The organism is Acinetobacter sp. YH01022 (genome assembly GCF_013420235.1).
In the GTDB taxonomy this organism is placed as follows: Bacteria; Pseudomonadota; Gammaproteobacteria; order Pseudomonadales; family Moraxellaceae; genus Acinetobacter.
In genome coordinates, this window is record NZ_VOYP01000009.1 from 80343 (window position 1) to 106175 (window position 25833).

Sequence of the window (25833 nt, forward strand, 5' to 3'; positions counted from 1 at the left end):
TTCGCCTTGGGCACGTCGATCGACGATTTCCTTTAGCTCCGCCTGTTGTTCTGCGTTGATTTTTACTCCACATTGGCCTAGTCGTCTCAGAGATGTATATCTTCCAATTAGTTCTATCACAGAAAGGCTTCGTGTCGATGTAGAAAGTGAAAGTGAAAGTGAAAGTGAAAGTGAAAGTGAAAGTGAAAGTGAAACTATAAATAATATTGTTTTACTGGGTGATTACAATGTCGAGCCTTACGACAAAAGAATTGTTCACCATTTACAGTCATCTAGAGAGAAAGAGCTGGTACTTACCCGCACCTGCAGGTTTCTTTCTTTTCCGCTCTCTAATATCACTGAAACAAATCATCACGCCGTCAGCCCGGTTTGGTGACAGTACACCGTCAGGCTGCTTATTCACTAAAATTTTGCCTGCACCATTTTTGCTATAGGTGGGTTGTGAAAGTTCGCGCTTAAGTTGTTCAAGCTCTTGCTTATCTATGTCTTGTGTTGAGAGTGAAATAAGACTGTCTGGGTCATATTGCATGTCCTGCAAAGCTCGATAGGTATTCTGGAATCGAAGACGCAGCGACCACTACATCTGGGCTTTAAGATTGGCGAAGAAGTCCACGTTTTTACGCGCCTCAACCATCTCCTGCTCGGGGTTATGTACTGCACCTGATCCCCGGAAAGGATTAGCCTCAATTTCTGACATCCCCCTCACTTGATTTTGCTCATTAATGACGCGAGCATCACCGCATACACCAGCTCCTAACCCATCCGCATCGTAGAAGAACAAATTCAGTTTTAGATCCAGGCATGCATCGATAGCTTTTTGCGTGGTACCAAAAATGTCATCACCAACGCCTGACCATGTATCCAGGTATTGCAATACAATCCCGTGACGAGCCGCAAAAAAGTTTTTATCCTTACCTTCATCTGCTACATCCAGTGCACCGTTACGCTCACCAGAAGGCTGAATACCGAGCTCAATATGAGAATCAACAGCAGCTTCAACCCATGCGGAGGGGATCAGCATGCCTTCAACCGATGCTGCGTAATCAATATCTACTTCTTGAGCCAAAACGACGTCATCAAGTGTGGCCTTTTGCTTTTCATACCATGGATAAAAATCAATTTTCCATGTAGCTCAGCCAGCCAATTCTTATCAGGATTAGCCCTCCAAGGCATGGTAAAGACGGCGTAACGACCGCTAAAACGATCCTGGTGAAAGCGATCGCCGATACCATTGGGAGTAGAGAGCAGTCATATCACTATAGATGATCTCGCCATCTTCATCGCACTCAACACCAATGTGATAAAGCTCATGTTCAATCAAACGACAAAATTCACGATCTGAAGCTTGCTCACAAAATGCAGCATCAACCGTAATCAAATATTGAGGTACGAAACCGAACCAGTCGCGTATCTGCTGTTCCTGGCGTGCCTGCTTCCATCCGCCTTGGTTAAACATGACCTTTTCACATTGCCACAGCACCATACGTTTTTTAGCTACGGCGGCAGATGATGCCCAAGCAAATGCAAGGAACTCTTCATTGTCGTGAAGTAGCTCAGCAATATGATCATGATCCGGGTTATGGAGTTCACCACCAAGGGTCAGCCAGTTTTTGACAACCCATTCTTTTAATTCCACGGCGGGCGCTAATAAAATCGCTTCTTCTTCCTCAGCCTGATCAATCAGATTCGATGGTGGGAATGGTCTGAACTGGTCCATAAGATGCCTTTAAATTTCTCAGCCACATCGTAGCTCGACCCATATTGATGTCTGCAGGTAAAAACTGCTGAAACCGATATCCCATTTCTTCAGCATGGTCATACCGGTCGATGCTCCAGGCTTTTGTAGCCAGCTTACCTTTACGACCACCTGACCAAGGACCACCCGCAATTTCAATCAGCATTCGATATTCAATAAGGTGAAAATCAAACCGCCAATGCTTAGTGCTTTTGAAGTGAAAATACTCTTCATATTTAATTTCCATGCGATCAAGGATTTCTTTGAGTCGATCGAATGCTTCTAAGTATTTTTCACCGGCTTTGGGTAGTGGTCTGGTACGAGATTTCTTTTTAAGTGGGCCTTTATCAGTTAAGGCTTTGTATTGATCAGGATTCATATAAAGCAAAGCGCAAATTCTTAATACGCTCTCTCAACTTAATCATGATGCCGTCAATTGCCAGTAACTCATTTCGAGTCAACCCAGCCTGACTGAGATTTTGATACTTAGACAGCTCAGCACTGCAAAATTCTAAGTCTTGTTTCGCTTGTACTTTGTCTGTCATGAGTACCTCAAAATAAAAAACCCAGCACTCAGGCTGGGTCTGTCATATTGTTTATTTTACTGATGCAATGCCATTTCCGCACTTTTGGCTAAAAATGCCGAACGGCTTAAGTGTTGTTTCTTGGCCACAGCATCAATACGCTTCACCAAAGCTTCCGGCATACTGATATTAATACGAACAGACTTGGTATTTACCTTTGTCGTATCAATATCAACTAACAGCCAAAAACCACCTTCAAATCTCTCATCACCTAACCATCGCTCTGGGCTTGATGGTACAGGTAACGGAATATCTTCACCATCAAAGTGAACCTCAACCGCTTCCTGCGCCATGCGCTGGATGTCTTGCATTTCATCCGCAGCACTGAAACACCCTTCAAAGTCAGGGAAAGTTAAACCGTATGCAGCATCTTCATCTTTATGAACATATACTGGATATAACATATTTACCTCCATTCCCAACCAGCCTGTTTATATATATTGCGTAGAGTACCTATCGGCATATCTTTACGTGGATGTGGCACCACAACATGACCGGGTTTATCGGGATGCTTATACTTTTCATGGTCGCCTTTACCGCCAACCTTGTACCAGCCTTCCTGCTCCAGACGCTTAATAATGTCTTTGCTGTTCATTGTGTAATTATACACAACATTATTTCAATAAGGAATAGAAAAAGAAACCCCGCCAATATCTAGTATGTAGCGGGGTTTTATGTGCCGTAATACGTTCGGCAAAACTTTAAGCAAAAAAAAACCTGCATCTTGGGGAAGGTGCAGGTTATAAACTGAATTTAAGTAAATAATGTGGAGATTTACTTAATTTCCAACTAAAATACTCTGGATTACGCTACCTTTCAAGTTTTATTACAATATAATTTATTGATTTGTATATATTTAAAAATAATATTATTTTATTTAACTTCTTTCAAACAATCCCGACACACCTTGATTTCTTCATCATCAACCGTGTAATCGATTTCAGTCGCACCATGTAGGCCAAATAAACACATTAAGAATCGGAGCATTACTTTTCTCCATGCAAAAAAAAGCCCACTTAGGGAATACGATGTGGGCTTATAAAATAATGACCTTAGGGAGTTATTTAGAAACTACAGGAGTTTCTGTGAACAATTATACATATATCAACTAATATTTGATATTTATTTAAATCAAAATTTAAACTTTTGTTATATTTTGCTATCTTAGTCACACAATTTTCAAAAATAAAGAACCCCACCATGAAAAAGTATATTTTTTGGGCACTTTTAATGCTTCTTGCAATCTCAAGCTTAGGGTGCTTTGCTATATCAATCATTTCTAAAGACACGTTATTTGCAATACTCGGGGCTTTGCTTGCCTTGGCTGCACTTTTAACTTATCTAGAAATAAAATCCATCCATAGCGATCCATTTTTTAAGTAAGTATTTTAATTAGGTCGAATTCGCCATAATTAGAATCTGGAATACTTTTCGGAATAATTTGTTGTTAAAAATGTGACCCCCTCATTTGTGAAGGTACCATGCAAAAAAAAGCCCACCTCGAGAACATTGGTGGGCTTAAACTAAGGACCTTGGAGGGTCATTCAGAAACTACAGCTGTTTCTGGCTGCCATCATACATACTTATTCGTGAATTTTCTGTGAAAAAAATTAATTAAAATTTTAAATAATAGAAAATAAATCAATATATTATAAAAAATTAACTAATAATGTATCAAATATTAAAAAAGCCCGTTTTTGGTTTCACTCTTATGTTCAATCAGTGATTCTTGATATAGAATCAAATCATAAAGCCGCTTAATGCGGCTTTTGTTGTTTTGAAGGAATTGAATAAGTGAGTAATAATGTGAGTAACAAGTAAAAAATCACCCAAATTAATAGTTTAAAATAATGCGATTATTCATCAACAATATCAGCAAATTTAGCATCTAAAACGCGTGCTAAATCTTGTGGGTTTAACCCAACATCCAATCCCCTTTTTCCACCACTAACGTACATGGTTTTAAGGTTTTTAGCACTCTCACATATAATTGTTTTTAAACGTTTTTTCTGTCCAACCGGGCTAATTCCACCGACCAGATAACCTGTTAAACGTTCAGCATTTTTAGGATCAGCCATCTGTAATTTTTTACAGCCTACAGCCGCTGCCACTTTCTTTAAATTTAATTGATGATTGACCGGTAAAACTGCTACAAAGTAGTTCTTATCATCGGTGACTAATAAAGTTTTAAAGACTTCTTCAACGCTGAGCCCCAGTTTCTCAGCCGCTTCTAGACCAAAGCTTTTCGCATTGGCATCGTGTTCATATTCATGGATAGAAAATTCAATTTTATTGGATTTTAAAACTTTACAAGCTGGTGTCATTTTTTTGAGGATATTAATAACGAGATAAGTAAATTATATGCCCTTTAGAAACGAATGTTTAGATTGCTTAAGCTATTTTAGATTCATCTTTTAAATCACGTGACTCTACAAAAACATTAAAAAATCATTTTAGGACTTATATTTTAAAATCGAATTATGGACATAGCTAAAATCTAAGCCTAAGCAAGTGTGAGGTGATTCCCTATTCTACTGTCGACTAGACAAGCGGTTATTGTGATGTTGGTGTTGGGTATTGGTCTTCCTTTACTTGTTATCTCTAATTCATATACTTTTATTTGAAAAACTGGCTTTATCTTAGCAACCTGCTATAGCGCGATACTCAGGTTTAAATCAAAACTGTTAAAAATATGCTTTTTTAGTTTTAAAAAGTAGATCCTACAACAGTTGATAAAAAGCGTGGATATTGCATCCACGCTTTTTGGTTACATTAAAATTAATGAGCTAAATTTCTAAAAATAAGTTTAAGACTGTCTAACATTTTTTCAATTTGCAACGGGGTCAAACCTTCAAAAGACTGATCTAAAACAATATGACTCAGATCGTTAATTTTTTGTACCATTTGCTCGCCCATATGAGTTAAAACGACACGGGTAATTCGCGCATCGTCTTCACAACAATAAGTATGTACCAAGCCTTCATCTTTTAGACGATAAATAATTTTCGTAGTCGTCGACATCTTAAAAATCAGCATCTCGGATAGCTCGGATACACTCGCATTGGGCTTGGACTTTAAAGCCAACAAGATACGCCGACGAGAATTGTCTAAACCATATTTTTTTAACGCATGATCCACATTCTGAACATATTGAGAATGTACTTGAGTAATCCAGTAGTATGGAAAATTATCCAGATTAAACTCAGATGCTGCAGAAAAAAATTTACTGTATTTTCTTGTCATGTCAAAAAACCTCTAACTTATTGTTGTAATTTAAATTATTTTAATGTTCCAAATTTTATTTAAAGTCATTTTTTTTAGCAATACATATTAAATTATTTTTATTGCTCATTCAAAAATTAAGTCTCTCATAAATTGTGTAAAAAATCTACAAAATTTGTATAAAATAAAAGCCCGACATCATGTCGGGCCTTTTCGTATTTGATGCTTAGATCTGACTCCTATCGTACATCACCTTGCTGATCTAAGAATTTTTTCTTTACTTCTATTTATTTTTTTATTGCTGAACTTCCTGTTCCTGTATGATTTGGGCACAGGAAAAATCTATTACACTAATCCATAAACACCTTAAATTCCTGTGCGCCATAACGTACAAAAATGATGAATTTTACATCCAGGCTTTATCAATATCATTCATATATTTTCTTCAAAAAAGAACGGGAAATTTTCTATCTCTGTAAAAATAAGTGCTTTTTAAATATACTTATTGATAGAAAATTTCCAAATAGAACAGCGCAGAATACTTTATAAAGACACACCGAACTTCTTGAATATGCTGGCACGGCGTTTTGGATGAATATTGGCTTTATTTAAATCACCTTTATAATGATCAAATACACGTTTATCCATCATTTTAAACCAGAGCGATGGAATTAAAGCTGGTAATAACATGGTGGCATAACCACTTGGCAATTCAGGTGCTTCATCAAAGTGACGTAAGGCCTGAAATGGTCGTGTCGGATAGGCATGATGATCGGAATGACGCTGCAACTGGTACAAAAACAGGTTGGTAGTAATATTGTTATTGTTCCAGCTATGCTCAGGCATGATACGTGTATAAGTTCCATCTTCCTTTTTATCGCGCATTAAACCGTAATGTTCAATATAGTTAATAATTTCAAACAAACTGATGCCATAAAATGCCTGTGTGGCCAAATAAGGAATCACGTCTTTACCAAATAGCTTCAGCATACTGGCATGAAAACCGGCACTCATCGCCCAGCCTTGAAACAGTTCATTTTCCTTGCTAAAGAAAGATAAACCTTTGCGTTTTAAACGGTTCTTTTCAATTTCAATGGACGATTTAATTCCACCAAATACCGTTCTTGGCCAAAACTCATAGAAAGTTTCACCCATTTTCGAAGAAGCAGGATCTTCAGGCATTGCCGCACGCTTATGGTGTCCATAAGGATGTTCAACCCGAAAGTGATTATAAAACAGCGGTGCTAATGTGGCATGGGCAAGATAATGATCCTTTTTATGCGGCCTATGCGAAAGTTCATGTGCCGTGTTTACACCGACACCATTAATCGCGCCCATGGAAATACCGAGCAGTATCTGATCCAGAAAAGAGGTTTCTTTACGTGTTACCACATAACCGGCAAAAAGGTTGGCAGCCATTTGCAAAGGAATAAACAGTTTTACAATACGGTCATAATAAGGGTCTGCTACAAGTGACTTAATTTCTTCATCATCAGGATTATTACTGTCATTACCGACAATAGCGTCGACTGTTGGAATAATCACATGCAGTAATAAAGGACCGCCCAAGGCAAAGATTTTTTTCGTGGCTTTAGGACCAACCTGATAGCCAGCCAAAATCCCCATACCGATCACCGGTAAACCGGGGCTCAGCAGCCACCAATAACGTTTTTTGTCGAGGGCTAAGCCTGAAGCATTAGGCAGGGTCTGAAGTGTGGCTTGATTTAAATTTACTGGTGCATTCATGCTGGCGATCTTCCCTATTTTTTGTTCTAACGTTATATTTCTAGAAATAGGTCCTCAAGAACAGTTGTAAACGTCCAAAAAAACTATGCAAACGTCCTTGGCATATCTAGCCAATTTTTGACCTAAAAACACATGCTGACATATATCCAGAATTTTATAATTTTTATTCAATGATGACAGAACGATAAGACATGGATGCCTTAAGTAAAATTTTTGACGATATTCATCTGAATAAATCTGAATATATTTATTTAAAACCGCAAGGTCACTGGGCTTATGCTTATCAGGAACAAGATGCCATGATTGGCTATGTGGTTCTGGTGGGCCATATGACCATTCAACTGAATCCACACACCCAACTGCAGGTCGAAGCAGGTGATCTGGTGCTGATCCCATCAGGGCAAAACCACTCTTGCCATAGCAGTCATAAAAGCAATTTAGTTGAAGCACTTAATATTACCGGGCTTTTTGATGAAAAAAGGCAAGAAACCATTGAATTTGGAAGTACCAGCGGTGAACCAGCACTGATTCTGGCGATCCGCTGTCATATTGATACCATTATGGCACGTCCCTTACTGAATGCCCTGCCCGACTATATTCATATTCAGCATATTACCGGCAGCACTACCCCTGAATGGCTACAAATCGGATTACATTTTTTGGCCGTAGAAGCCTATCAAATTCGTCCGGGTCGCGACAAAATTCTCGATCATCTGGTCAGTATTCTTTTTATTGAATGTGTACGCGATTATATTGCCCAGTTAAGCGATTCCAATAACTGGCTCAGGGCTTTGGCACATACCGAACTGGCCAATGCTTTGGCCGCTATTCACGGTAAGCCTGATCAGGCCTGGACGGTAGAAAGTCTGGCTGAACAATGTTGTATGTCGCGTTCCAAGTTCGCCACCTTATTTAGCAGTATTGTAGGAGAAACACCATTGGCCTATTTACAGCAATACCGTTTCCGTTTGGCTTCACAGCATTTACGCGAAGGACAATTGTCGATACAGCAAATTGCCCATCGTGTTGGTTATTCTTCCGAAACGGCGTTTAGCCAGACTTTTAAACGCCTGTTTAATTTAACTCCGAGCCAATATCGCCAGCAGTTCCAGTAAAAATCAGGCTTGATCAGATGTGCCTGCATTCAAGGTATTCAGAATGGCCTGAACCGGGTCTTCACTATTGCTTGACAACAGCTGCTTGTGCATGGTGATGTGCTGCATCGCCTGAATTTGTGCAGTTTCAACGTTCATCAGTTTTTCAATTTCAGCAGCCAGATTTTCTGGCGTTGCATCATGCTGAATCAGTTCCTGAATGACCTTTTTCCCGGCAATAATATTCGGCAACGAATAATACGGAATCTTGATCAGGAATTTGACCAAATGATAGGTCAGCCAGTTTAGTTTATAAAAAGTCACCATCGGACGATGTAACAACATCGCTTCTAAAGTTGCGGTTCCCGAAGCCAATGCCACAATATTGGAAGCATTCATCACTTGACGGCCAATTTTCGATTCCGTATCGATATTTTCCAGCAAACAGACTTTAGCCACACAATCAGCAGGATATTGTTGCAGTAATGCTTCAATCTGCTGTTTGCGCGCCTCATTAATAGCTGGAATCAGAAACATATATTCAGGATGTTTCTGACTAACGATTTTCGCTGCATCAAGTACCAATGGGCCCAATCTTTCAATTTCACCACGACGACTCCCCGGTAACAGTGCAATGTGCTTGTGTTCCACATTCAAGCCCAGCTCCTGCTTGGCTTCAATCAGCGGGTTTTGCAATGGCAATTGACTGGCCAATGGATGCCCGACAAAAGCAGCTGGCACATCAAATTTTTTATAAAAGGTTTTCTCAAAAGGAAATAAACACAGTACCAGATCAATACTGGCTTTGATGCCATGTACCCGTCCCTGACGCCATGCCCAGACTGAAGGACTGACATATTGCACGGTTTTGATCGGTAAGTTTTTCTGTTTCAGACTTTTAGATAAACGTAAATTAAAATCTGGCGCGTCAATCCCGACAAAGACATCCACCGGCTCTTTGCTCCAGATATCAACTAAACCATCACGCACGGCGAAAAGTTTTTTCAGATCTTTTAAAACTTCCACAATGCCCATGACCGATAAAATATCCATCGGATAATAGCTTTTGAAACCTTCAGCAATCATCTGTGGACCACCAATGCCTTCAAATTCGGCATCTATGCCTTGCTCACGAAAACTACGGATCAGTTTAGCGCCAAGGGTATCGCCTGAAACCTCACCAACCACCATTCCAATTTTTAGTTTTCTATTTTGCAAGTGTTTTTCCCCATACGTCCTGCGGCTGAATAGTTTAATATTTTAGCATAGTCCTTTATCTTTACATGACTAAGCATTAATCTCTTCAAACTATAGCAAAACAATAAATTTAAATGCCGTGTTGGGAAAAATTTGCGTTCGATACAAACATGGCTTCAGCAGGAAATTCTAAAATCTTTTCAGACACAGTGGCGATAGATCAACAAACATTTTATTTTCAGCCTAATATTTTTCATTAATGTTCTGGTTTTCAAGGACAAATCGCTTCATGGATATTTCATGAAAAAAATAGACTGCAAATTGTGACTATATGACCTATATGAATAGTTCCACTATAAAAAAGGCTATCGAAACTTTTTGTGAAAATGCATCACATAACAGTAGCCCAGATAGTGTCTAAGTTGAACTGCTATATAATCAACTTCCATTATTCCGATCTCTATTTCAAGAATTCATATCCTGCTGAATTTTCAATATTTAATTTTAATCAGACAAAAGTATTAACGCACAACATAAGAAAATAAAATCCCGCTTTATCTCTTTTTAGAATAAGCAAATCAATAATCAAGACAACGACTTATATGAAAAAGTCATAACATATGCACGTTTTTGATATTTGGCATATAACCATGTTTGGTCCATTAGAATTTATTTTAGCAGGTGTTTTGGTTGGTTTCTGCGTTGGGATTACAGGTGTCGGTGGCGGTTCTTTAATGACTCCTATCCTGATTAGCCTGTTTAGAATCGAACCACATATCGCCATTGGAACAGACTTGCTATATGCCGCTATTTCAAAATTCTGCGGGTCTTTAGTTCATGCAAAAAAAATGAATATTGTTTGGCCGATTGTCATCTGGCTTGCTGTAGGCAGTATTCCTGCCTCATTTGCAACGCATTGGGTACTAGAAAACTATCTCAGCCAATCCAGTAGCTATAAAGCTGTCTTAACCATGGTCCTAGGCTTTATGTTGACCCTGACCGGTGTTTCTATCGTATTCCGTGGTCATATTGAACAATTTTTTAACAAGCTGCGTAAAGATGTACCTGTTGATATGACGCAGGATCTGGAAAAGGTTAACTTACAAGCCAAAGACAAACGTGCTTATATCGTGATTATGGGCATTGTATTGGGAATATTCGTTACCTTATCTTCAGTCGGTGCTGGTGCATTCGGTATTATGGCACTGGTTTTGATGTTCCCAAATTTACCCATGATCCGAATTATTGGTTCCGATGTGGTGCATGCTGTATTGTTGACTTTGGTTGCAGGACTTGGGCACATGAGTTCAGGTAATGTCGATTTACACTTGCTTGGCTGGTTATTGGTTGGTTCCATTCCTGCAATTGTAGTAGGTACTTTGATTAGTTCCCGCTTGCCGGAAAAAATTATCCGTAAGATTCTGGGCATTACCTTGTTTGCCTTAGGTATGAATTTTATGCTGCATCCAGTCAAGGCAAAACCTGTGGCGAAACCGGCTACCGCACAAGTGATCAGCATTGAAAAAACTGCACATGTTTAATTTAACTATACGATTCATCACTTTTTTTTGACCTATATATTGATCTTTTTTATAACATGGTGAATGTATATTCGTGTTATATTCAGGGGATGAAATAATTTTTTGTATGATCGAACCAGTGACGGCAATGAATACACTACAGTCAAAACCTATTACACAATCTGACATCGACGACGTGAATGTACAAAGCATTCAGCCTCTTGTAACTCCTGCAGAATTAAAAAAAGAGTTACCTTTGACTGAGCAAGCCTATCAAACCGTCCTTAAAGGCCGTGAAACTATTCGCAATATCTTGGATGGTAAAGACAAACGCCTGTTTGTCGTCATTGGTCCTTGCTCAATTCATGACACCGTGGCTGCACATGAATATGCCGATCGTCTCAAAGTTTTAAGCGAAAAAGTTAAAGATAGCCTTTATATCGTCATGCGTGTCTATTTTGAAAAACCACGCACCACGGTAGGCTGGAAAGGTTTGATTAATGATCCTGACATGAATGACTCTTTCAATATTGAAAAAGGTCTGCGTATTGGTCGTCAGCTTTTGGTTGAACTGAACGAGAAAGGATTGCCATGTGCGACTGAAGCACTCGATCCAAACTCGCCACAATATTATCAAGACCTGATTTCATGGTCAGCAATTGGTGCCCGTACCACTGAAAGCCAGACGCACCGTGAAATGTCTTCAGGTTTATCTTCACCTGTAGGCTTTAAAAATGGTACTGATGGCGGCTTGACCGTTGCAACCAATGCCATGCAGTCGGTGAAACATGGTCACAGCTTCCTTGGCCTGAATGATCAGGGTCAGGTTTCTGTCATTCGTACTAGTGGTAACCAGTACGCACACGTAGTACTTCGTGGCGGTAATGGGAAGCCTAACTACGATGCAGGTTCTGTTGCAGAAGCTGAAAATGCCTTGGCAAAAGCCAAAGTCAGCAACAAAATCATGATTGATGCCAGCCATGCCAACTCCAACAAAGACCCGTACCTGCAACCGCTGGTACTGAAAAACATCACTGAACAGATTCAGGATGGCAACAAGTCGATTGTGGGCATTATGGTTGAAAGTCATCTGAAAGGTGGTCGTCAGGATATTCCTGAAAATCTGGACAATCTGGAATATGGCAAATCGGTGACTGACGGCTGTATCGATTGGGAAACCACTGAAAAGGCCCTACTCGATATGCATGAAGCATTGAAAGACATTTTACCAAACCGCTAAGAGCTAAAACGCCATCTGACCAGATGGCGTTTCTACTTTAACCTTAGGAAAAATTTTATCTGATGAATGAAATTGAACATGCACTCAGTCATATCGAAAATTTCCAGTTTATTCACGAGCATCTATTCACTTCTGCCCAGCCTAAGGCGGAACAGCTAAAGCTGATTAAAGAATACGGCGTAACTACCATTGTGAATCTGGGATTATCCGATGCAGTGCAGTATTTAGAGCATGAAGATAAAATTTGTCTGGATTTAGGCTTAAATTATATTAAGCTGCCCATTTCAGCAGAAACACCTTCTGATGACCAATGTTTACTGGTATTGGACCTGCTCAATCATCTAGTACAAGAACAGATGGTTTGGGTTCACTGTGCAACCAACCATCATGTCAGCTGTTTGATGTATTTATACCGTCAATATTATATGAATGTAGACATGCCTACAGCGCAAGAACTGATGCACAGTATCTGGGAACCGAATGAAACCTGGACCGGCTTAATTCATGCAGTAGCCCTACAACTGCAAGGTCGCAAAGCTACCCAGGAACTACAGCAGTCGCTGATCCATCCAGATCATTTTGCCTGATGCGAAATCAACACTGTTGCAGTCGATAAAATACCTTCTTCACGTCCGGTAAAGCCTAATTTTTCTGTGGTTGTGGCTTTAACGCTAATTTGTGTAACATGCACATCCAGAACATCTGCAATACTTTGACGCATTTCCAGATTATATTTGGCCAGTTTTGGACGTTCACAGGCGACCGTAATATCTGCATTATTTAACACATAACCACGATCTAAAATCAGTTGATAGACATGTTTAAGTAGAACGCGACTATCTGCTCCCTTAAATTTTGCATCGGTGTCGGGAAAATGCTGTCCGATATCGCCCAGAGCCAATGCCCCCAATAATGCATCACAAAGTGCATGCAATACCACATCACCATCTGAATGGGCTTTTAAGCCTTGGTTATGTGGAATCTTGACCCCCGCTAAAGTAACAAAATCACCTTCTTCAAAGGCGTGTACATCCATTCCCTGACCAATTCGAATTTGTGCGACCACGTTAAGCATCCTTAAGAAATAAATGATTGAGATGTTGTATTCACGCTTTCTATTTCGCTATAGTTACAGCAGCGCAACATAGTGAAATTATAAGCGATCATGCTGGTGAATACCGATATTAATCTCATTAAAACATTAGGCACATTATTCAGTATTGGCTGTTTGTGCTCAACCATGGTATATGCTCAAGACATTGACTGTACACAGCCTGATACAGCCTCAATGAAAAATATTTGCGCTGACAGTTTTGCAAAATCACGAGAAAAACTCTCTAATCACTATATCACGGCTTTTTTAGTCAGCGATGCGCCGGTACATTTACTCGAAGATACACACCGTTTATGGTTTAAGCGCTTACAGCAATGTAAAAGCCTGGACTGTTATAAGCAGCAATTTGAAATACGCATTGAAGATCTGAATTTTTATACCTCATTGAACCAGACTTTGACCAATCATTATTTAAAATTTGAAAAGGGTCAATTTGCACATCAACCGGTACATTTACAGGTGCATCAACTGACCAAAGATAAAATTAAAATTGAGGGCGTGGCCTACCGCAACCCGAACAACAAATTAGAAACTCAAACGATTCCTTTTTTAGCCTATACCACAGCTGATCAAAAAAGCGAGATTGTCGATAACGAACACGATTGCAAATACCATTTCGATTTTAATAAAGCACTTTTATCGATTACAACCAAACAAAAAGGCTGTGAACGGTTTGCAGGTATATACCGGCTGTATGATTAAAAAGATTGAAGTTATTAAATAAAAAGACAGAGGTATGATGCCTCTATCTTTTTATTTAAAGGGCTACTTTACTTCAACTGATCGACCAGACAGCTTTCATAATCATTTAAAGCTTCATTCATTGTTGCAATCCATCGTGAGTCAGTCGCCATTACAGTCGGTTTGGATATTTTTGTATACGTACGAATAGGCTGTTTAGTGCTATTGGCATCATAAATTTCAGTTTCAATTTCAGTATTCAAGGTAATGTATGAAAAGCCGGGTTGCATCCACGACCAGAATTTGTTTACTTTAACCGTTAACACCAAATCTGGATTTTGAACTTGGGCTGCTGGCACAACTTTATAACCTGAGCGCAACAAAGCAGATTCAACACGTTTTTCGAACACGGAAACTACCGTTTCATCTCTTAAGAAAATGTCCCCCATGGCTTTACCATAACCGTTACGTTTACGGGCGATTGCTTTCGCTTTATCTGAGGCTGTCGCTTGCTGTAATCCACCTTTAAGCGAAGGAATATTGGCCTGTTTGGGCTTTTCTTCAAATACACGTTATCTTCGACTATTTTAATAACCGCAGTTTTAAGACCACTTTCCTGTGTATTGATCTGCTTCACTGGTGATTCCAGAGATACCAAGCCACGGGTAGAAACACACCCTGTCATCCCCACAATTAAAACTGAACTTAATACAATTTTTGAAAAATATTCATAATTATCCATTATTTTAAGGTGATAACAATCAAATTATCATACCATCATTCGAATAATGAATCTTTATGTATTCAAAAGCATGAAGCCAATAACTCCATGCTTTTATATGATCAAACAGGATGCTGTGAAGCGATTTGCTGACTAATCATCACCGCTGTCGCTGCAGATAAAGTCCAACCTAAATGACCATGACCGGTATTATAAAAAATCCGTTCACGGCGACCTCGACTGACCATCGGCATCATGTTGGGCATCATCGGACGTAAACCTGCCCAAGGTACAACATTTTCAGTACTCATATTGAAATTCTTGTTGACCCAATCTGTCAGCGGTTGAATACGGTCTGCGCGAATATCCCGGTTATAGCCATTAAACTCAGCCGTGCCTGCAACACGCAGACGATCAGCACCTAAGCGTGAAGTCACAATTTTTGCACTTTCATCCAGCAGGCTCACCCACGGCGCATTTTTGACACTATCTTCATCATTCAGGTTCAAGGTAATAGAATAGCCTTTCACCGGATAGACATTGACCCGATCACCCAGTAAATTTGCCAAGTGATAGCTTCCCACACCACCACAAACCACCACGGCATCAGCTTCCAGTGATTCCACCACAGCTGCATCTAGGTGCATATTTTCATTGCTAGCATGGTAAAGCACAGTGACACCTTTTTTATGGTGTTTTACATCCATGACCTCCATACCAAACGGTATTTTACCCCATACTTTTCAGAGGCTTCAGCCAAACCTTTGGTGAATTTATGGATATCGCCGGTCGCGTCTCCAGGGCAATAAAAACCACCATAATATTCACCTTTCAAGCTTGGTTCTATGGCTTTGATTTCTGCAGGAGTAACTGCCATTCTTTCCAGTCCACCCTTGATCAACAGGTCATTCACTTTGGTGGCGATCTCATAATCTAATTTGGTGTGGTAAAAATGCAAAATGCCGCGTTTTTCCAGATTGAACTGAATATTTTCTTTTTCAGCAACTGCAAATAAGCGCTCACGCGCTAAAAGTGCTATTTTAACGGTATCACGAGTATTGGTTTCATAATGTTTAATATTACCTAGAAACTCCATTAACCAGCCATATTTATGCAGATCAAAAGATGGGTTGAGTAATAATGGTGCATTTTTATTGGACATCCACTTAATACCTTTCAGTACGGTGGCTTTTTGATTCCAGACCTCTGCATTACAGGCAGAAAGTTGTCCGCCATTGGCAAATGAAGTTTCCATGGCAGGATACAAATGCTTATCCAAAACCGTGACTTTATAGCCTAAATTGGCGAGCTCGTAGGCAGTAGTAACACCCGTAATACCTGATCCAATCACAACAATATGACACATAGCACACTCCTTGGAAATGTAGATCTACATTTCTATGCGCCCCATCTGTCATGGTTACCTGAGAGCTTCGATCACATCGTTATAATCAATAACGCCGACCATCCCCTTCGGTGAGCATATATTTTTCTATGCTTCTCTCCAGATTTTTAAAATTATTACAGTCCTTTTGCCTGAGAGTTTCCGGGGTCGTTGCTCCTTCGGCGTGTTCACAGAAGAACATCTCTCCTGCAATAATTATTTATATTAATATGAGCAATTTTTATACCATGTGCGAGCACTAAATTCATTTATTTGTTAAGCACTGTTATCACACTATGAATAGACATATTTTTCAAATACTTGAAATTCAAACCAGTTTAGTTAAATGATATAGCTTAGGCTATTATTTTAAGGTTATGTACTTTTTTGAGTGCTTAACTTATACCTCTCAGCACTGACTTTGACATCTGTTGTAATTGCAAATCAATCAACGGTTGTCCTACATTGGCATGAATGGGATAAGGTTCAGTATACTGCGTTTTAGCATAACCACACCGTGCATAATATTGAATCAGCTCTTTTCTGCTATCCAGCACCCACATTTCATAATGACTTAATGTAGGAAAGTGTTCTACTGCCATTTTCTCAGCATATTTTAAAACATGTTTGCCAATACCCTGATTTTGCCAAGCTGAAGCTACACAAAAAGTGCCTATTTCCACACTATTCTGCTGAAAAGTTAAGCCGATACATGCCACTAAATGCATTTGCCCATCTTCTATAACTTCAGCTATATACAGATAAAAATTCTCTTGTGCCAAGGTTTGCTTTAGCTGCTGGGCATTAATCCGGTCTCCAGCAATAATATGCTGCTCACTGGTCCAGCTAGAACCTGTATTGGTACGATAGGCCTGATTGATCAACGCAACAAGAACTTCAACATCATTGGCATTTGCCAGTCTATATTTTAATGCTTTCATTGTTTTCTAAAAATTTCTGTTTCATAGAAATTACCACAAATAATAGATAAAAAATCAGGCAATAAAAAAACCAGACTTGATGTCTGGTTTTTTTTATTGAATCATAAAAAGCAGATCACTTACTGCATTCGGGCAAAGCAGTGTACTTTACTTCACTTAGGCTCAATCGGAGTAAACGGCGCAACTACATCGGCATTCTGGGCACGATGACGCATGAAGTGATCCATGAGTACAATGGCAAACATCGCTTCAGCAATCGGAGTTGCACGCACGCCTACACACGGGTCATGACGGCCTTTGGTCAATACATCGGTATCTTCACGATCGATATTAATGGTTTTACCCGGAGTGGTAATACTTGCAGTTGGTTTCAGCGCAATTGCAACACGAATGGTTTGACCACTTGAGATTCCACCCAGAATGCCGCCAGCATGATTTGCCAAAAAGCCAGCTGTGGTCAATTCATCACGTGATTCATGACCAAACTGTTCAGCAACCGCAAAACCATCACCAATTTCAACGCCTTTAACAGCATTAATAGACATCATGGCATGCGCAATATCTGCATCCAGACGGTCAAATACCGGCTCACCCCAACCCACAGGCACATTCTCGGCAAGAATTTCCAGCTTCGCACCGCAGCTGGTACCTTGTTCACGTAATGAAGTCACTAAAGCTTCAAAACGTGGTACGGCATCCACATCACCACAGAAGAATGGATTATTTGGAACTTCATTCCAATCCAGTTTTTCAGCTTTTTCAGTACCAATCTGGGTCACGTGACCACGGATTTCAATACCGAATTTTTCAAACAGGAATTTCTTGGCAATGGCACCCGCAGCCACACGCATAGCCGTTTCACGCGCGCTTGAGCGACCACCACCACGATAGTCACGGAAACCATACTTTTGCGTGTAGGTGTAATCCGCATGACCTGGGCGGAATGTTTGCGCAATATTGCCATAATCTTTCGATTTCTGGTCGGTATTGCGAATCAGTAAACCAATCGATGTACCTGTGGTTTTACCTTCAAAGACACCGGAAATGATTTCGACTTCATCCGGTTCTTTACGCTGGGTTGCGAATTTAGAAGTCCCCGGTTTACGGCGGTCTAAATCTTTTTGTAAATCTGCTTCAGTCAGTTCGATCCCTGGTGGTACCCCATCGACAATCGCCATCAGGCCAACGCCATGAGATTCACCGCAAGTCGTTACACGGAACAGTTGTCCAATACTATTACCTGCCATGTTGACAACTCCTTATGCTTGAACAGATTGTACAAATAAATCACGGTATTTACGGCACTGCTCTGCTGTCAAAGCAAAAATGCCTGAACCACCATTCTGGAAAGTGAGCCAATGGAAATCTACAGTATTAAAGTTCTGTTTCATCGCCCATTCAGAGTTGCCCACTTCAATGACAATCAAGCCATCTTCAGTCAGGTAATCCGCTGCTTGTGCCAGCATTTTACGCACCAGATCCAGACCATCCTGACCTGCTGCAAGTGCAAGCTCAGGTTCATGCAAGAATTCTGCAGGTAAATCCGCCATATCTTCCGCATCCACATACGGAGGATTAGATACGATTAAATCATATTGATTCTCAGCAGGAATTTTTGCAAATAAGTCGGATTCCATCAATGCAACCTGATATTGCATGTTGTGATGTTCAGCGTTAATAGAAGCCACTTCTAAAGCTTCTCTAGAAATGTCCGTTGCATCCACTTCAGATTCCGGGAATGCATAAGCCAGAGCAATTGCAATACAGCCTGAACCAGTACACATGTCTAAAATACGACGCGGTGTTTGCGGATGATCATTTTCTGGAAGATTGTTCAAGGCTTCACGCATCTGACCATGTTCATCCAGACAGTAAGGTGCAAAACGCTGATTGATCAATTCTGCAATCGGTGAACGTGGAATCAGTACACGCTCATCAACATAAAACGGTTTACCACAGAAATAAGCCAGATTTAATAAATAAGAGGTTGGCACTTTTTCATTGATACGACGCTCCAGCAAGCTGATAAATTCTGCCTTTTCGCTTGGCAACAATTTCGCATCTAAAATTTCCGGGTTGGCATTCCAGTCCAATGCCAGTGTTTGCAGGACTAAAGCCGAGCTTTCAGCAAAAAAATCTTCTGTACCTTGACCTAAGTGTGCATCGTATTGACGTAGAGCTGAAACACCAAAACGGATAAAATCGCGAATTGTGCTTAGGTTTTCAGCGGCTTCCTGTAAATGTTCAGGGCTAATAGTCAGTTGATCCACTTAAGGCATCTCCAAGGTCAATTTTTAAAACGCCTTATGATACCTTGTTTTGTGGGGTTTTATAATGTTTCGACCAGATTAAAAACAAATATCTATGGCGAATTTATTTGGTCTGGTAATAGTGAGTACGCTCCATTGTCATTTCGAGTACACACTTGGATTGTTTAACGGCCATATAGGCAGACGTTACTTTTAAATAGCATTTTTGATCCACACGGTTAAGCCAAAGTGTATGCTGTTGCTCGATACTAGTTTGATTAACCGCATTCTTATTTATATAGCCCTTATAAGCTTTATTTAAAATTTTTCCCTGATTTTTCAGTTCTTTGTCGACACATTTTTTGACTGTTTCAATTTCACCATAAGAAGTGTTGAGACATTTATTATATTCGTCAGAATAGCCTTGAGCTAAAACTGAATTTGACCAGAAAGCAGCTAGACTCAGCATACTTGATATTGCCAATCGCATAATATTCCCGTGTCTGAAAAGACTTAATATCAAATACTATTATTGTGTTTATCCCTTGATACTACATCAATCATGTGCAAATTCCTATAACCCGATCATTTATTCCACCACTCAAAAAAAATCATTCATATTGCATATTGAATCTGGCTAAAATATCCCCATATATTTTCAATTCTTTTTCTACAAAATATTTTTATTGTTATGAGCTACAAACACAATAATTTAATGGCAATGCGTGAAAACTACTGGAATGATACCGTTTCTGCACAGGTACAGAAGGAAAAAAAATTCTTTCAACACACTTTACTTGCACACGCCATTCATAGCAGCCCGTCAGAAGATGATGCAAAATATCTGTTTTTTAGTTTTCCAAGCATCATTATTGTTAAAGGTTATGCGCTTGGTTTTCAGCATGACACGGTTCAAGCCATGATTTTTAAACATATTCAGGACAATAAAAAATTGTTACAGCAGAAAGGCGATATTAAAATTCAATTTCGGATGTAAATCTCAGCTCATCCCTGAGCAGCAGGTTTTCTGCCCTATCCCTATCTTTAATCCTGATAAATCTCATCGGGAGTCTATGATCAAAGCACAGGTGTCACTTGAATTCTATTTTGTCTAAGTACCGTGACACTTTTCATGGAAAATAAATGAAATATTAAACATATTTACTCTCCATTCAGCACATTGAACTTTTTTAATACGTGAATAAACGGTAATATCCGCTACAATTAAATATTCTGCGACTTGCTGATTAAGGATTTTGTTTAATGTCAGATCAGAACGATAAGCTTAAACAACTCAAAACTTCTTCCATGGATCGACGCTTATCTATCGCTAAAGCCTCATTACTCGCAGGAACGCGCTGGGCTGCATCGAGTGCAACTACCCTATTTTCAAGCGAAGCAGAAAAAGAAAAGAAACGTAAAAAAGCCATGAAAGAACAAGCCGATTATCTTGTTTCTGAAATTGGTAAATTAAAAGGTTCGATTGTAAAAATCGGGCAAATGATGGCCCTGTATGGCGAACATTTTTTACCTGAAGAAATCACTCAGGCTTTAAATACCTTAAACAATCAGACCGTTGCACTTGCCTGGCCGGCTATCAAGCAACAACTGGAACAGCAGCTTGGCGCCAAGCTGCATGATTTGACCGTAGACCGTGAACCTTTGGGCACCGCCTCTTTAGCCCAGGTACACCGCGCCACACGCAATTCGGATGGTTTGGAAATCGTATTAAAAATCCAGTATCCGGGCGTGGCAGATGCCATTGATTCAGACATGAGCCTGTTTAAAAACATGCTCAAACTGACCCGTATGGTGCCGCAAACCCGTGAATTTGATCAGTGGTTCGATGAAGTTCGTGAAATGATGCATCGTGAAGTCAATTATGAAATTGAAGCCGCGACCACTCGCCGTTTTGCCGACCGTTTAAAAGATGATCCTCGTTATATCGTCCCGCAAATTGTGGATGAGTATTGTACCGATCAAGTGCTGTGCATGACTTTTGAGCGTGGCGTTCCGATCAACAGCCCTGTGATGCTCTCTCTTCCTCAAGAACGTCGCAACCAGTTAGGCGAAGCCTCTCTCGAGATCGCGGTTCGTGAAATTTTTGAATGGGGCGAAATGCAAACCGATCCAAACTTTGGCAATTATCTGGTCCGTTTGGGAGATGGCGTAGAAACTCAAGACAAGATTGTATTACTGGATTTCGGGGCAATTCGCCAGTTTGATGAACATTTGCTGAAAGTCGCCCGCAACCTGATTAAAGCCGGTTATGATCATAATATCGATGAAATGGTTCATGCCATGACCGGCTATGAATTTTTTGATTCCATTCCGCAAAGTATCAAGCCAGATATGGCTAAAGTGTTTTTATTGGCCACCGAAGCCTTTAGTAGCATAATGAATAATCCAGACTTGCCCGAAGGCGTAATGGATCAAAATCAGCGCTATGACTGGAAAAAAAGCCAACTTCATAGCCGTGTCATGCAACGTGCTTCCAAATCGATGGCATCGCGTTATTTCAGTGTACCCCCTAAAGAGTTTATGTTTATTAGCCGTAAATTCATTGGTGCGTATACCTTCATGACCGTCATTGATGCAAAAACCAATGTACGGAAAATGGTGGCGAATTTTCTATAAGCTGTGCACAGACTAGAATGATCTCTTGTCATTCTAGTCAATTTTTATTTTTCACCCCAAGCTTTACTTATAATAAAATACATAATATTCAATTATTTAATCAAATTTAAACTTCATTTTAACCGTTCATCCAAGTCAATTTTAATTGTCAGGGATGACATAGTCATTTCCATATTCACATGTCAGCATAAAAAATATAAAGAATCAAAAACCAATGGATGACAAAAATGACCAATATGGTAAATAAGGCTCAAGGACTTGGGCTATCCCTCATTACCAGAATTGCCGGTAGCGAGGTACTTGATCAACTCAAACTGCGCAAATTTCTGGAAAAATCTCTCTATCAAAGCTCAAAAATGGGTTTTAAAACTTTAAGTAAAACCCAAAAAGTTTTTAAAGCCAGTTCCGGAGTCAGCAAGCAACGTTTACCCAATCAGCAGAAATCACTCTTTGATTTGAGCCTGACTGAAGAACAGCAAATGAGCTGTGATGCGATGGAGCAGTTTGCATCCGAAGTGCTTTATCCACTGGCAGCCCAGGCAGACAATAACGAACAATTTCCTGCAACGCTTTGGCAACATGCAACAGACTTGGGACTAAATTATTATGCTTTGCCTGAAACCTTGGGTGGAGTGACCACCGAAAAAAATATTTTAAGCAATATTTTGGTTGCAGAACATTTGGCCAAAGGTGATTTCAGCTTAACTGCCGGATTACTTTCAACCTTTAGCGTGATTAATGCCATTACACAATGGGGTTCTGAAAAAGTTCAGGCGACCTATTTGTCCAGCTTTGCAAATGATGCAGAGATACACGCCACCTTTGCCATCCAGGAAGCCACTCCTGCATTTAATCCACTGAAATTAAAAACCCAAGCCAGTTCAATCAATGGGCAATACTATATTAATGGCGAAAAAACCTTGGTGATTTTAGGTAAAACTGCAGATCTGTTTCTGGTCAATGCTGAGCTCAATGGCTCGCCAGAAGTATTTATTGTTAAACGTGATCGCAGTATTACGGCTCAAAAAAGTCCGGCTATGGGTCTAAAGGCAACCGAAACCGTTAGCTTAAAATTCCATAATACGCCTGCTGAACTGTTAAGTGATGATGACTTTGATTATCTGGCATTTTTAGATCTGGGAAACTTAATGTGGTGTGCTATGGCAGTTGGCACATGTGAAGCAGTCAAAGCTTACTGTATTCAATATGCCAATGAACGTACTGCATTTAGTGAACCTATTTCACATCGCCAAAGTATCGCCTTTATGATTGCGGATATGGCTATTGAAATTGATGCCATGCGCATGCTGATTTTAAATGCGGCCAGCCTGGCTGAAGCAGGAAACCCCTTCCATCGTGAGGCTTATCTAGCACGTCTACTTTGTGCTGAAAAATCCATGAAAATTGGTACTGATGGTGTACAAATTCTGGGTGGCCATGGCTTTACCAAAGAACATCCAGTTGAGCGTTGGTATCGTGATTTACGTGCTACTGCAATTTTGTATTCAGGCTTACATGCTTAATCTATCCAATAAGGAATGATGCAGATGAATTTACAAAATCCTAAAAAATTTAAAATGTTGATAGATCAAGCCCATGAATCAGCTTTAAATGTACTACGCCCCATTTCACGAAAATATGACAAGGCTGAACACAGCTATCCCAAGGAACTGGACATGTTCGCCTCACTCATTGGTGGCATGAATGATGGTGGCGAAGGCATCAATGCCGGTGCTGCAGTGGGCAAACGTGGCTATGCAGATTCAGGCAACAAAAATGGCGTCAATATGTCTACGGTAGTTGGCGTAATCGAAATGTGCTATGGCGATACCGGTTTATTGCTCAGCATGCCGCGTCAAGGCTTGGGGAATTCTGCCATTGCTGCTGTTGCCAATGATGAACAGCTGGAGCGCTTTAAAGGCACATGGGCGGCCATGGCCATTACGGAACCCAGCTGTGGTTCAGACTCTGCCGCTATTCGAACTACAGCGACAAAAGACGGTGACCATTACATCTTAAATGGTGAAAAAATTTTCGTAACCTCGGGTGAGCGTGCCGATGCTGTAGTAGTCTGGGCAACATTGGACAAGAAACTCGGCCGTGCTGCAATTAAATCCTTTGTCGTTCCTAAAGGAACACCTGGAATGAAAGTAGAACGTCTTGAACATAAACTGGGCATCAAAGCATCCGATACGGCTGTGATCAGCTTTATTGACTGCCGTGTACCTGCAGAAAATCTGTTGGGTCATGCTGAAATTGATGTCGCCAAAGGTTTTGCTGGCGTTATGGAAACTTTTGACAATACCCGCCCACTGGTTGCTGCTATGGCAGTAGGATGTGCCAAAGCATCTCTGGAAAGAGTTAAGGAAATTTTCAAAGATCAGTTAGATGAAAATTACCAGACTCCCTATCTACAGAGCTCGCATATTGCTGCGCAGATTTACCGCATGGAAGCAGAATGGGAAGCTGCTCGTTTACTCACCATGAAAGCAGCCTGGATGGCAGATAATAAAAAACCAAACTCACGTGAAGCCTCCATTTCCAAAGCGAAAGCTGGCCGTATCTGTAATGAAATTACTTTAAAATGTGTCGAACTTGCAGCAAGTGTGGGCTATAACGAAGAGGAATTGTTAGAAAAATGGGCACGTGACTCAAAAATTCTTGATATTTTTGAAGGTACTCAACAAATTCAGCAACTGATTATTGCTCGACGTGAGTTAGGCAAAAATTCTAGTGAATTAAAATAAATTTGTCGCTTTTTTCTACGCGTAAAACCGGACAAAAGGTGGATTTTTATTAGATATCGCGTTATAAAAATCAATCTCCTTTTATTTTATTTATTGAGTTTTATGTACCAGATCAGACCTATTCAACCCCAAGACAATGCTGAAATTGCACAGGTTATTCGTGAAGTTTCTAAAGAATTTGGCCTTGCTCCTGAATCTGGTTTTGCTGTAGCCGATCCTATTTTAGATGATTTATATACAGTTTATCAGCAATCAAATGCCCAATACTGGGTAATTGAAAATCAACAGGGTAAAATTCTGGGTGGCGGTGGCTTATCACCTTTAAAGGGTGATTCTACAATTTTAGAAATTCAGAAAATGTACTTTTTACCTGAAGTTCGAGGCTTAGGTTTCGCCAAACAACTTTTAGCAAAAGCCTTTCAGTTTACACAGCTGCATGGTTTTCAATCATGTTATCTGGAAACCACCAAGGAACTTTGGCAAGCAGTGAAACTCTATGAAAAATTAGGTTTTCAATATTTAGATCAACCTAAGGGAAACACCGGACATAGCCATGCCTGTGAAATCTGGATGGAAAAACAGCTATAATCGGTCTTATTTTATTGTTTTATATAAAAAATCATATTCATTTAACTCATCAGGGTTATTAAGATTTAATTAATATCTTGTTGTCTACTTTGACTTACACTGAAAATATTTATTAACCTCTACAGCATATTGAGTCATAAATTTATGCTAAAAGCATCAGGAAACAGGAAGTTTCCCTAATAAAAAGAATAAACGATATAAGCAGGAAGCTAAAACAGAAGTTAATCACCCCTCATAAGATAAAATAGGCATCATCTAGCTATGAGGCTTATTTTTTAGTATTTTCAAACCTTAACAAGAATAAGCGTAAGCGTCCGCTGAATCCCATACCAATTTTTAATTCGATTTAGGTTTCCAGCAGTGTGGCAGTAACTCTTCAATCTGGGTCACTTTATGTGTCGGCAGCCTTTTCAGCACATCACTTAAATAGGCA

General features: G+C 39.9%; 26 protein-coding genes, 3 pseudogenes and 1 riboswitch. Of the genes and pseudogenes, 11 read left to right on the forward strand and 18 right to left on the reverse strand.

All coding sequences use genetic code 11. From position 1 onward, the window contains the following. Nucleotides 1–268 precede the first annotated feature (268 nt). From FTT87_RS04890 to FTT87_RS04915, 6 genes and pseudogenes are all read right to left on the reverse strand, one after another. Nucleotides 269–1242 (reverse strand): annotated as a pseudogene (locus FTT87_RS04890) (terminase); the annotation flags it as partial. Continuing rightward, nucleotides 1241–1717 (reverse strand): annotated as a pseudogene (locus tag FTT87_RS04895) (putative metallopeptidase); the annotation flags it as partial. The pseudogenes FTT87_RS04895 and FTT87_RS04890, both read right to left, overlap by 2 nt. Next, entirely contained in the window at nt 1677–2114 is a 438-nt protein-coding gene (locus tag FTT87_RS04900; protein ID WP_180044409.1) for a hypothetical protein, read from the reverse strand. The pseudogene FTT87_RS04895 and the gene FTT87_RS04900, both read right to left, overlap by 41 nt. Next, nucleotides 2104–2280, reverse strand: coding sequence for a hypothetical protein (locus FTT87_RS04905; RefSeq protein WP_180044407.1), 177 nt, complete (start codon nt 2278–2280; stop codon nt 2104–2106). Before FTT87_RS04905 ends, FTT87_RS04900 begins: the two co-directional genes overlap by 11 nt. A 56-nt stretch (nt 2281–2336) precedes the next feature. Beyond that, nucleotides 2337–2723 (reverse strand): type II toxin-antitoxin system HicB family antitoxin, encoded by a 387-nt coding sequence (locus FTT87_RS04910; RefSeq protein ID WP_180044405.1) that lies wholly within the window; start codon nt 2721–2723, stop codon nt 2337–2339. Nucleotides 2724–2725: 2 nt separating this feature from the next. Next, nucleotides 2726–2914: a type II toxin-antitoxin system HicA family toxin gene (locus FTT87_RS04915; protein WP_086197411.1), complete on the reverse strand. Its 189-nt coding sequence runs from the start codon at nt 2912–2914 to the stop codon at nt 2726–2728. Nucleotides 2915–3519: 605 nt separating this feature from the next. On the opposite strand from FTT87_RS04915, the gene FTT87_RS04920 reads away from it, so the two are divergent. Then, nucleotides 3520–3702, forward strand: coding sequence for a hypothetical protein (locus tag FTT87_RS04920; protein WP_180044403.1), 183 nt, complete (start codon nt 3520–3522; stop codon nt 3700–3702). A 473-nt stretch (nt 3703–4175) separates the two neighbouring features. Here the strand turns inward: FTT87_RS04920 and ybaK are convergent, their stop codons facing one another. The 3 genes from ybaK to FTT87_RS04935 form a co-directional block, all read right to left on the reverse strand. After that, nucleotides 4176–4643 (reverse strand): Cys-tRNA(Pro) deacylase, encoded by a 468-nt coding sequence (ybaK, locus tag FTT87_RS04925; RefSeq protein ID WP_180043976.1) that lies wholly within the window; start codon nt 4641–4643, stop codon nt 4176–4178. A gap of 454 nt (nt 4644–5097) precedes the next feature. Then, nucleotides 5098–5562 carry a MarR family winged helix-turn-helix transcriptional regulator gene (locus tag FTT87_RS04930; RefSeq protein WP_086197423.1) on the reverse strand — a complete coding sequence of 155 codons (465 nt, stop codon included), beginning with the start codon at nt 5560–5562 and terminating at the stop codon, nt 5098–5100. A gap of 522 nt (nt 5563–6084) precedes the next feature. Next, nucleotides 6085–7287 (reverse strand): alkane 1-monooxygenase, encoded by a 1203-nt coding sequence (locus tag FTT87_RS04935; protein WP_180043974.1) that lies wholly within the window; start codon nt 7285–7287, stop codon nt 6085–6087. 191 nt (nt 7288–7478) lie between these two features. Here FTT87_RS04935 and FTT87_RS04940 point away from each other — a divergent pair, with 191 nt between their 5' ends. Continuing rightward, nucleotides 7479–8402, forward strand: coding sequence for an AraC family transcriptional regulator (locus FTT87_RS04940; RefSeq protein WP_180043971.1), 924 nt, complete (start codon nt 7479–7481; stop codon nt 8400–8402). A 3-nt stretch (nt 8403–8405) separates the two neighbouring features. Here the strand turns inward: FTT87_RS04940 and lpxB are convergent, their stop codons facing one another. Further along, complete coding sequence (gene lpxB, locus FTT87_RS04945) at nt 8406–9599, reverse strand: lipid-A-disaccharide synthase (protein WP_180043970.1); 1194 nt, start codon at nt 9597–9599, stop codon at nt 8406–8408. A gap of 629 nt (nt 9600–10228) precedes the next feature. Between lpxB and FTT87_RS04950 the strand changes: the two genes are divergently transcribed. The 3 genes from FTT87_RS04950 (at nt 10229) to FTT87_RS04960 (ending at nt 12925) form a co-directional block, all read left to right on the forward strand. Continuing rightward, nucleotides 10229–11119, forward strand: coding sequence for a sulfite exporter TauE/SafE family protein (locus tag FTT87_RS04950; protein WP_086197427.1), 891 nt, complete (start codon nt 10229–10231; stop codon nt 11117–11119). Between the two features lie 127 nt (nt 11120–11246). Then, nucleotides 11247–12338: a 3-deoxy-7-phosphoheptulonate synthase gene (locus FTT87_RS04955; protein WP_143222737.1), complete on the forward strand. Its 1092-nt coding sequence runs from the start codon at nt 11247–11249 to the stop codon at nt 12336–12338. Nucleotides 12339–12400: 62 nt separating this feature from the next. Continuing rightward, nucleotides 12401–12925, forward strand: a complete 525-nt coding sequence (locus FTT87_RS04960) for a hypothetical protein (protein ID WP_180043968.1) — start codon at nt 12401–12403, stop codon at nt 12923–12925. Here the strand turns inward: FTT87_RS04960 and ispF are convergent. Next, nucleotides 12913–13404: a 2-C-methyl-D-erythritol 2,4-cyclodiphosphate synthase gene (ispF, locus tag FTT87_RS04965; protein ID WP_086197430.1), complete on the reverse strand. Its 492-nt coding sequence runs from the start codon at nt 13402–13404 to the stop codon at nt 12913–12915. The two genes, FTT87_RS04960 and ispF, sit on opposite strands and share 13 nt — an antisense overlap. Before the next feature lie 99 nt (nt 13405–13503). Here ispF and FTT87_RS04970 point away from each other — a divergent pair, with 99 nt between their 5' ends. Then, entirely contained in the window at nt 13504–14154 is a 651-nt protein-coding gene (locus tag FTT87_RS04970; protein ID WP_166171805.1) for a hypothetical protein, read from the forward strand. A gap of 68 nt (nt 14155–14222) precedes the next feature. Here the strand turns inward: FTT87_RS04970 and FTT87_RS15965 are convergent, their stop codons facing one another. The 6 genes and pseudogenes from FTT87_RS15965 to FTT87_RS05000 form a co-directional block, all read right to left on the reverse strand. Next, the gene (locus tag FTT87_RS15965) at nt 14223–14582 is read right to left on the reverse strand and encodes a hypothetical protein (RefSeq protein WP_257221673.1); all 360 of its coding nucleotides are present in this window, start codon (nt 14580–14582) and stop codon (nt 14223–14225) included. Nucleotides 14583–14976: 394 nt separating this feature from the next. Next, nucleotides 14977–16220: pseudogene (locus tag FTT87_RS04980) on the reverse strand (D-amino acid dehydrogenase). Between the two features lie 148 nt (nt 16221–16368). Beyond that, nucleotides 16369–16458: riboswitch (glycine riboswitch) on the reverse strand. 175 nt (nt 16459–16633) lie between these two features. Beyond that, on the reverse strand, nt 16634–17179 hold the full coding sequence (locus FTT87_RS04985) for a GNAT family N-acetyltransferase (RefSeq protein WP_180043962.1): 546 nt from the start codon (nt 17177–17179) through the stop codon (nt 16634–16636). 152 nt (nt 17180–17331) lie between these two features. Continuing rightward, nucleotides 17332–18426, reverse strand: coding sequence for a chorismate synthase (gene aroC, locus FTT87_RS04990; RefSeq protein WP_180043960.1), 1095 nt, complete (start codon nt 18424–18426; stop codon nt 17332–17334). Between the two features lie 12 nt (nt 18427–18438). Further along, complete coding sequence (gene prmB, locus FTT87_RS04995; protein WP_180174513.1) at nt 18439–19449, reverse strand: 50S ribosomal protein L3 N(5)-glutamine methyltransferase; 1011 nt, start codon at nt 19447–19449, stop codon at nt 18439–18441. A 103-nt stretch (nt 19450–19552) separates the two neighbouring features. Further along, nucleotides 19553–19918, reverse strand: a complete 366-nt coding sequence (locus FTT87_RS05000) for a lysozyme inhibitor LprI family protein (protein WP_180081634.1) — start codon at nt 19916–19918, stop codon at nt 19553–19555. Between the two features lie 201 nt (nt 19919–20119). Between FTT87_RS05000 and FTT87_RS05005 the strand changes: the two genes are divergently transcribed. From FTT87_RS05005 to FTT87_RS05025, 5 genes are all read left to right on the forward strand, one after another. Continuing rightward, complete coding sequence (locus tag FTT87_RS05005) at nt 20120–20425, forward strand: hypothetical protein (RefSeq protein WP_180081636.1); 306 nt, start codon at nt 20120–20122, stop codon at nt 20423–20425. Nucleotides 20426–20691: 266 nt separating this feature from the next. Then, the gene (locus tag FTT87_RS05010; protein ID WP_180081637.1) at nt 20692–22065 is read left to right on the forward strand and encodes an AarF/ABC1/UbiB kinase family protein; all 1374 of its coding nucleotides are present in this window, start codon (nt 20692–20694) and stop codon (nt 22063–22065) included. 236 nt (nt 22066–22301) lie between these two features. After that, nucleotides 22302–23588, forward strand: coding sequence for an acyl-CoA dehydrogenase family protein (locus FTT87_RS05015; protein ID WP_180081643.1), 1287 nt, complete (start codon nt 22302–22304; stop codon nt 23586–23588). A 24-nt stretch (nt 23589–23612) separates the two neighbouring features. Then, nucleotides 23613–24812 carry an acyl-CoA dehydrogenase family protein gene (locus FTT87_RS05020; RefSeq protein WP_180081639.1) on the forward strand — a complete coding sequence of 400 codons (1200 nt, stop codon included), beginning with the start codon at nt 23613–23615 and terminating at the stop codon, nt 24810–24812. 102 nt (nt 24813–24914) lie between these two features. Next, nucleotides 24915–25400, forward strand: coding sequence for a GNAT family N-acetyltransferase (locus FTT87_RS05025; RefSeq protein WP_180043951.1), 486 nt, complete (start codon nt 24915–24917; stop codon nt 25398–25400). A gap of 336 nt (nt 25401–25736) precedes the next feature. Here the strand turns inward: FTT87_RS05025 and FTT87_RS05030 are convergent. After that, nucleotides 25737–25833 (reverse strand): transposase domain-containing protein (locus FTT87_RS05030; protein ID WP_004785112.1); only part of this gene is annotated, 97 nt, incomplete at its 5' end.

Bases quoted from the DNA above. Each gene is read 5' to 3' on its own strand.
- FTT87_RS04900 (WP_180044409.1), bottom strand. From the start codon at position 2,114: ATGAATCCTGATCAATACAAAGCCTTAACTGATAAAGGCCCACTTAAA.
- FTT87_RS04905 (WP_180044407.1), bottom strand. From the start codon at position 2,280: ATGACAGACAAAGTACAAGCGAAACAAGACTTAGAATTTTGCAGTGCT.
- FTT87_RS04910 (WP_180044405.1), bottom strand. From the start codon at position 2,723: ATGTTATATCCAGTATATGTTCATAAAGATGAAGATGCTGCATACGGT.
- FTT87_RS04915 (WP_086197411.1), bottom strand. From the start codon at position 2,914: ATGAACAGCAAAGACATTATTAAGCGTCTGGAGCAGGAAGGCTGGTAC.
- FTT87_RS04920 (WP_180044403.1), top strand. From the start codon at position 3,520: ATGAAAAAGTATATTTTTTGGGCACTTTTAATGCTTCTTGCAATCTCA.
- ybaK (WP_180043976.1), bottom strand. From the start codon at position 4,643: ATGACACCAGCTTGTAAAGTTTTAAAATCCAATAAAATTGAATTTTCT.
- FTT87_RS04930 (WP_086197423.1), bottom strand. From the start codon at position 5,562: ATGACAAGAAAATACAGTAAATTTTTTTCTGCAGCATCTGAGTTTAAT.
- FTT87_RS04935 (WP_180043974.1), bottom strand. From the start codon at position 7,287: ATGAATGCACCAGTAAATTTAAATCAAGCCACACTTCAGACCCTGCCT.
- FTT87_RS04940 (WP_180043971.1), top strand. From the start codon at position 7,479: ATGGATGCCTTAAGTAAAATTTTTGACGATATTCATCTGAATAAATCT.
- FTT87_RS04950 (WP_086197427.1), top strand. From the start codon at position 10,229: ATGTTTGGTCCATTAGAATTTATTTTAGCAGGTGTTTTGGTTGGTTTC.
- FTT87_RS04955 (WP_143222737.1), top strand. From the start codon at position 11,247: ATGAATACACTACAGTCAAAACCTATTACACAATCTGACATCGACGAC.
- FTT87_RS04960 (WP_180043968.1), top strand. From the start codon at position 12,401: ATGAATGAAATTGAACATGCACTCAGTCATATCGAAAATTTCCAGTTT.
- FTT87_RS04970 (WP_166171805.1), top strand. From the start codon at position 13,504: ATGCTGGTGAATACCGATATTAATCTCATTAAAACATTAGGCACATTA.
- FTT87_RS15965 (WP_257221673.1), bottom strand. From the start codon at position 14,582: ATGGGGGACATTTTCTTAAGAGATGAAACGGTAGTTTCCGTGTTCGAA.
- FTT87_RS04985 (WP_180043962.1), bottom strand. From the start codon at position 17,179: ATGAAAGCATTAAAATATAGACTGGCAAATGCCAATGATGTTGAAGTT.
- aroC (WP_180043960.1), bottom strand. From the start codon at position 18,426: ATGGCAGGTAATAGTATTGGACAACTGTTCCGTGTAACGACTTGCGGT.
- FTT87_RS05000 (WP_180081634.1), bottom strand. From the start codon at position 19,918: ATGCGATTGGCAATATCAAGTATGCTGAGTCTAGCTGCTTTCTGGTCA.
- FTT87_RS05005 (WP_180081636.1), top strand. From the start codon at position 20,120: ATGAGCTACAAACACAATAATTTAATGGCAATGCGTGAAAACTACTGG.
- FTT87_RS05010 (WP_180081637.1), top strand. From the start codon at position 20,692: ATGTCAGATCAGAACGATAAGCTTAAACAACTCAAAACTTCTTCCATG.
- FTT87_RS05015 (WP_180081643.1), top strand. From the start codon at position 22,302: ATGGTAAATAAGGCTCAAGGACTTGGGCTATCCCTCATTACCAGAATT.
- FTT87_RS05020 (WP_180081639.1), top strand. From the start codon at position 23,613: ATGAATTTACAAAATCCTAAAAAATTTAAAATGTTGATAGATCAAGCC.
- FTT87_RS05025 (WP_180043951.1), top strand. From the start codon at position 24,915: ATGTACCAGATCAGACCTATTCAACCCCAAGACAATGCTGAAATTGCA.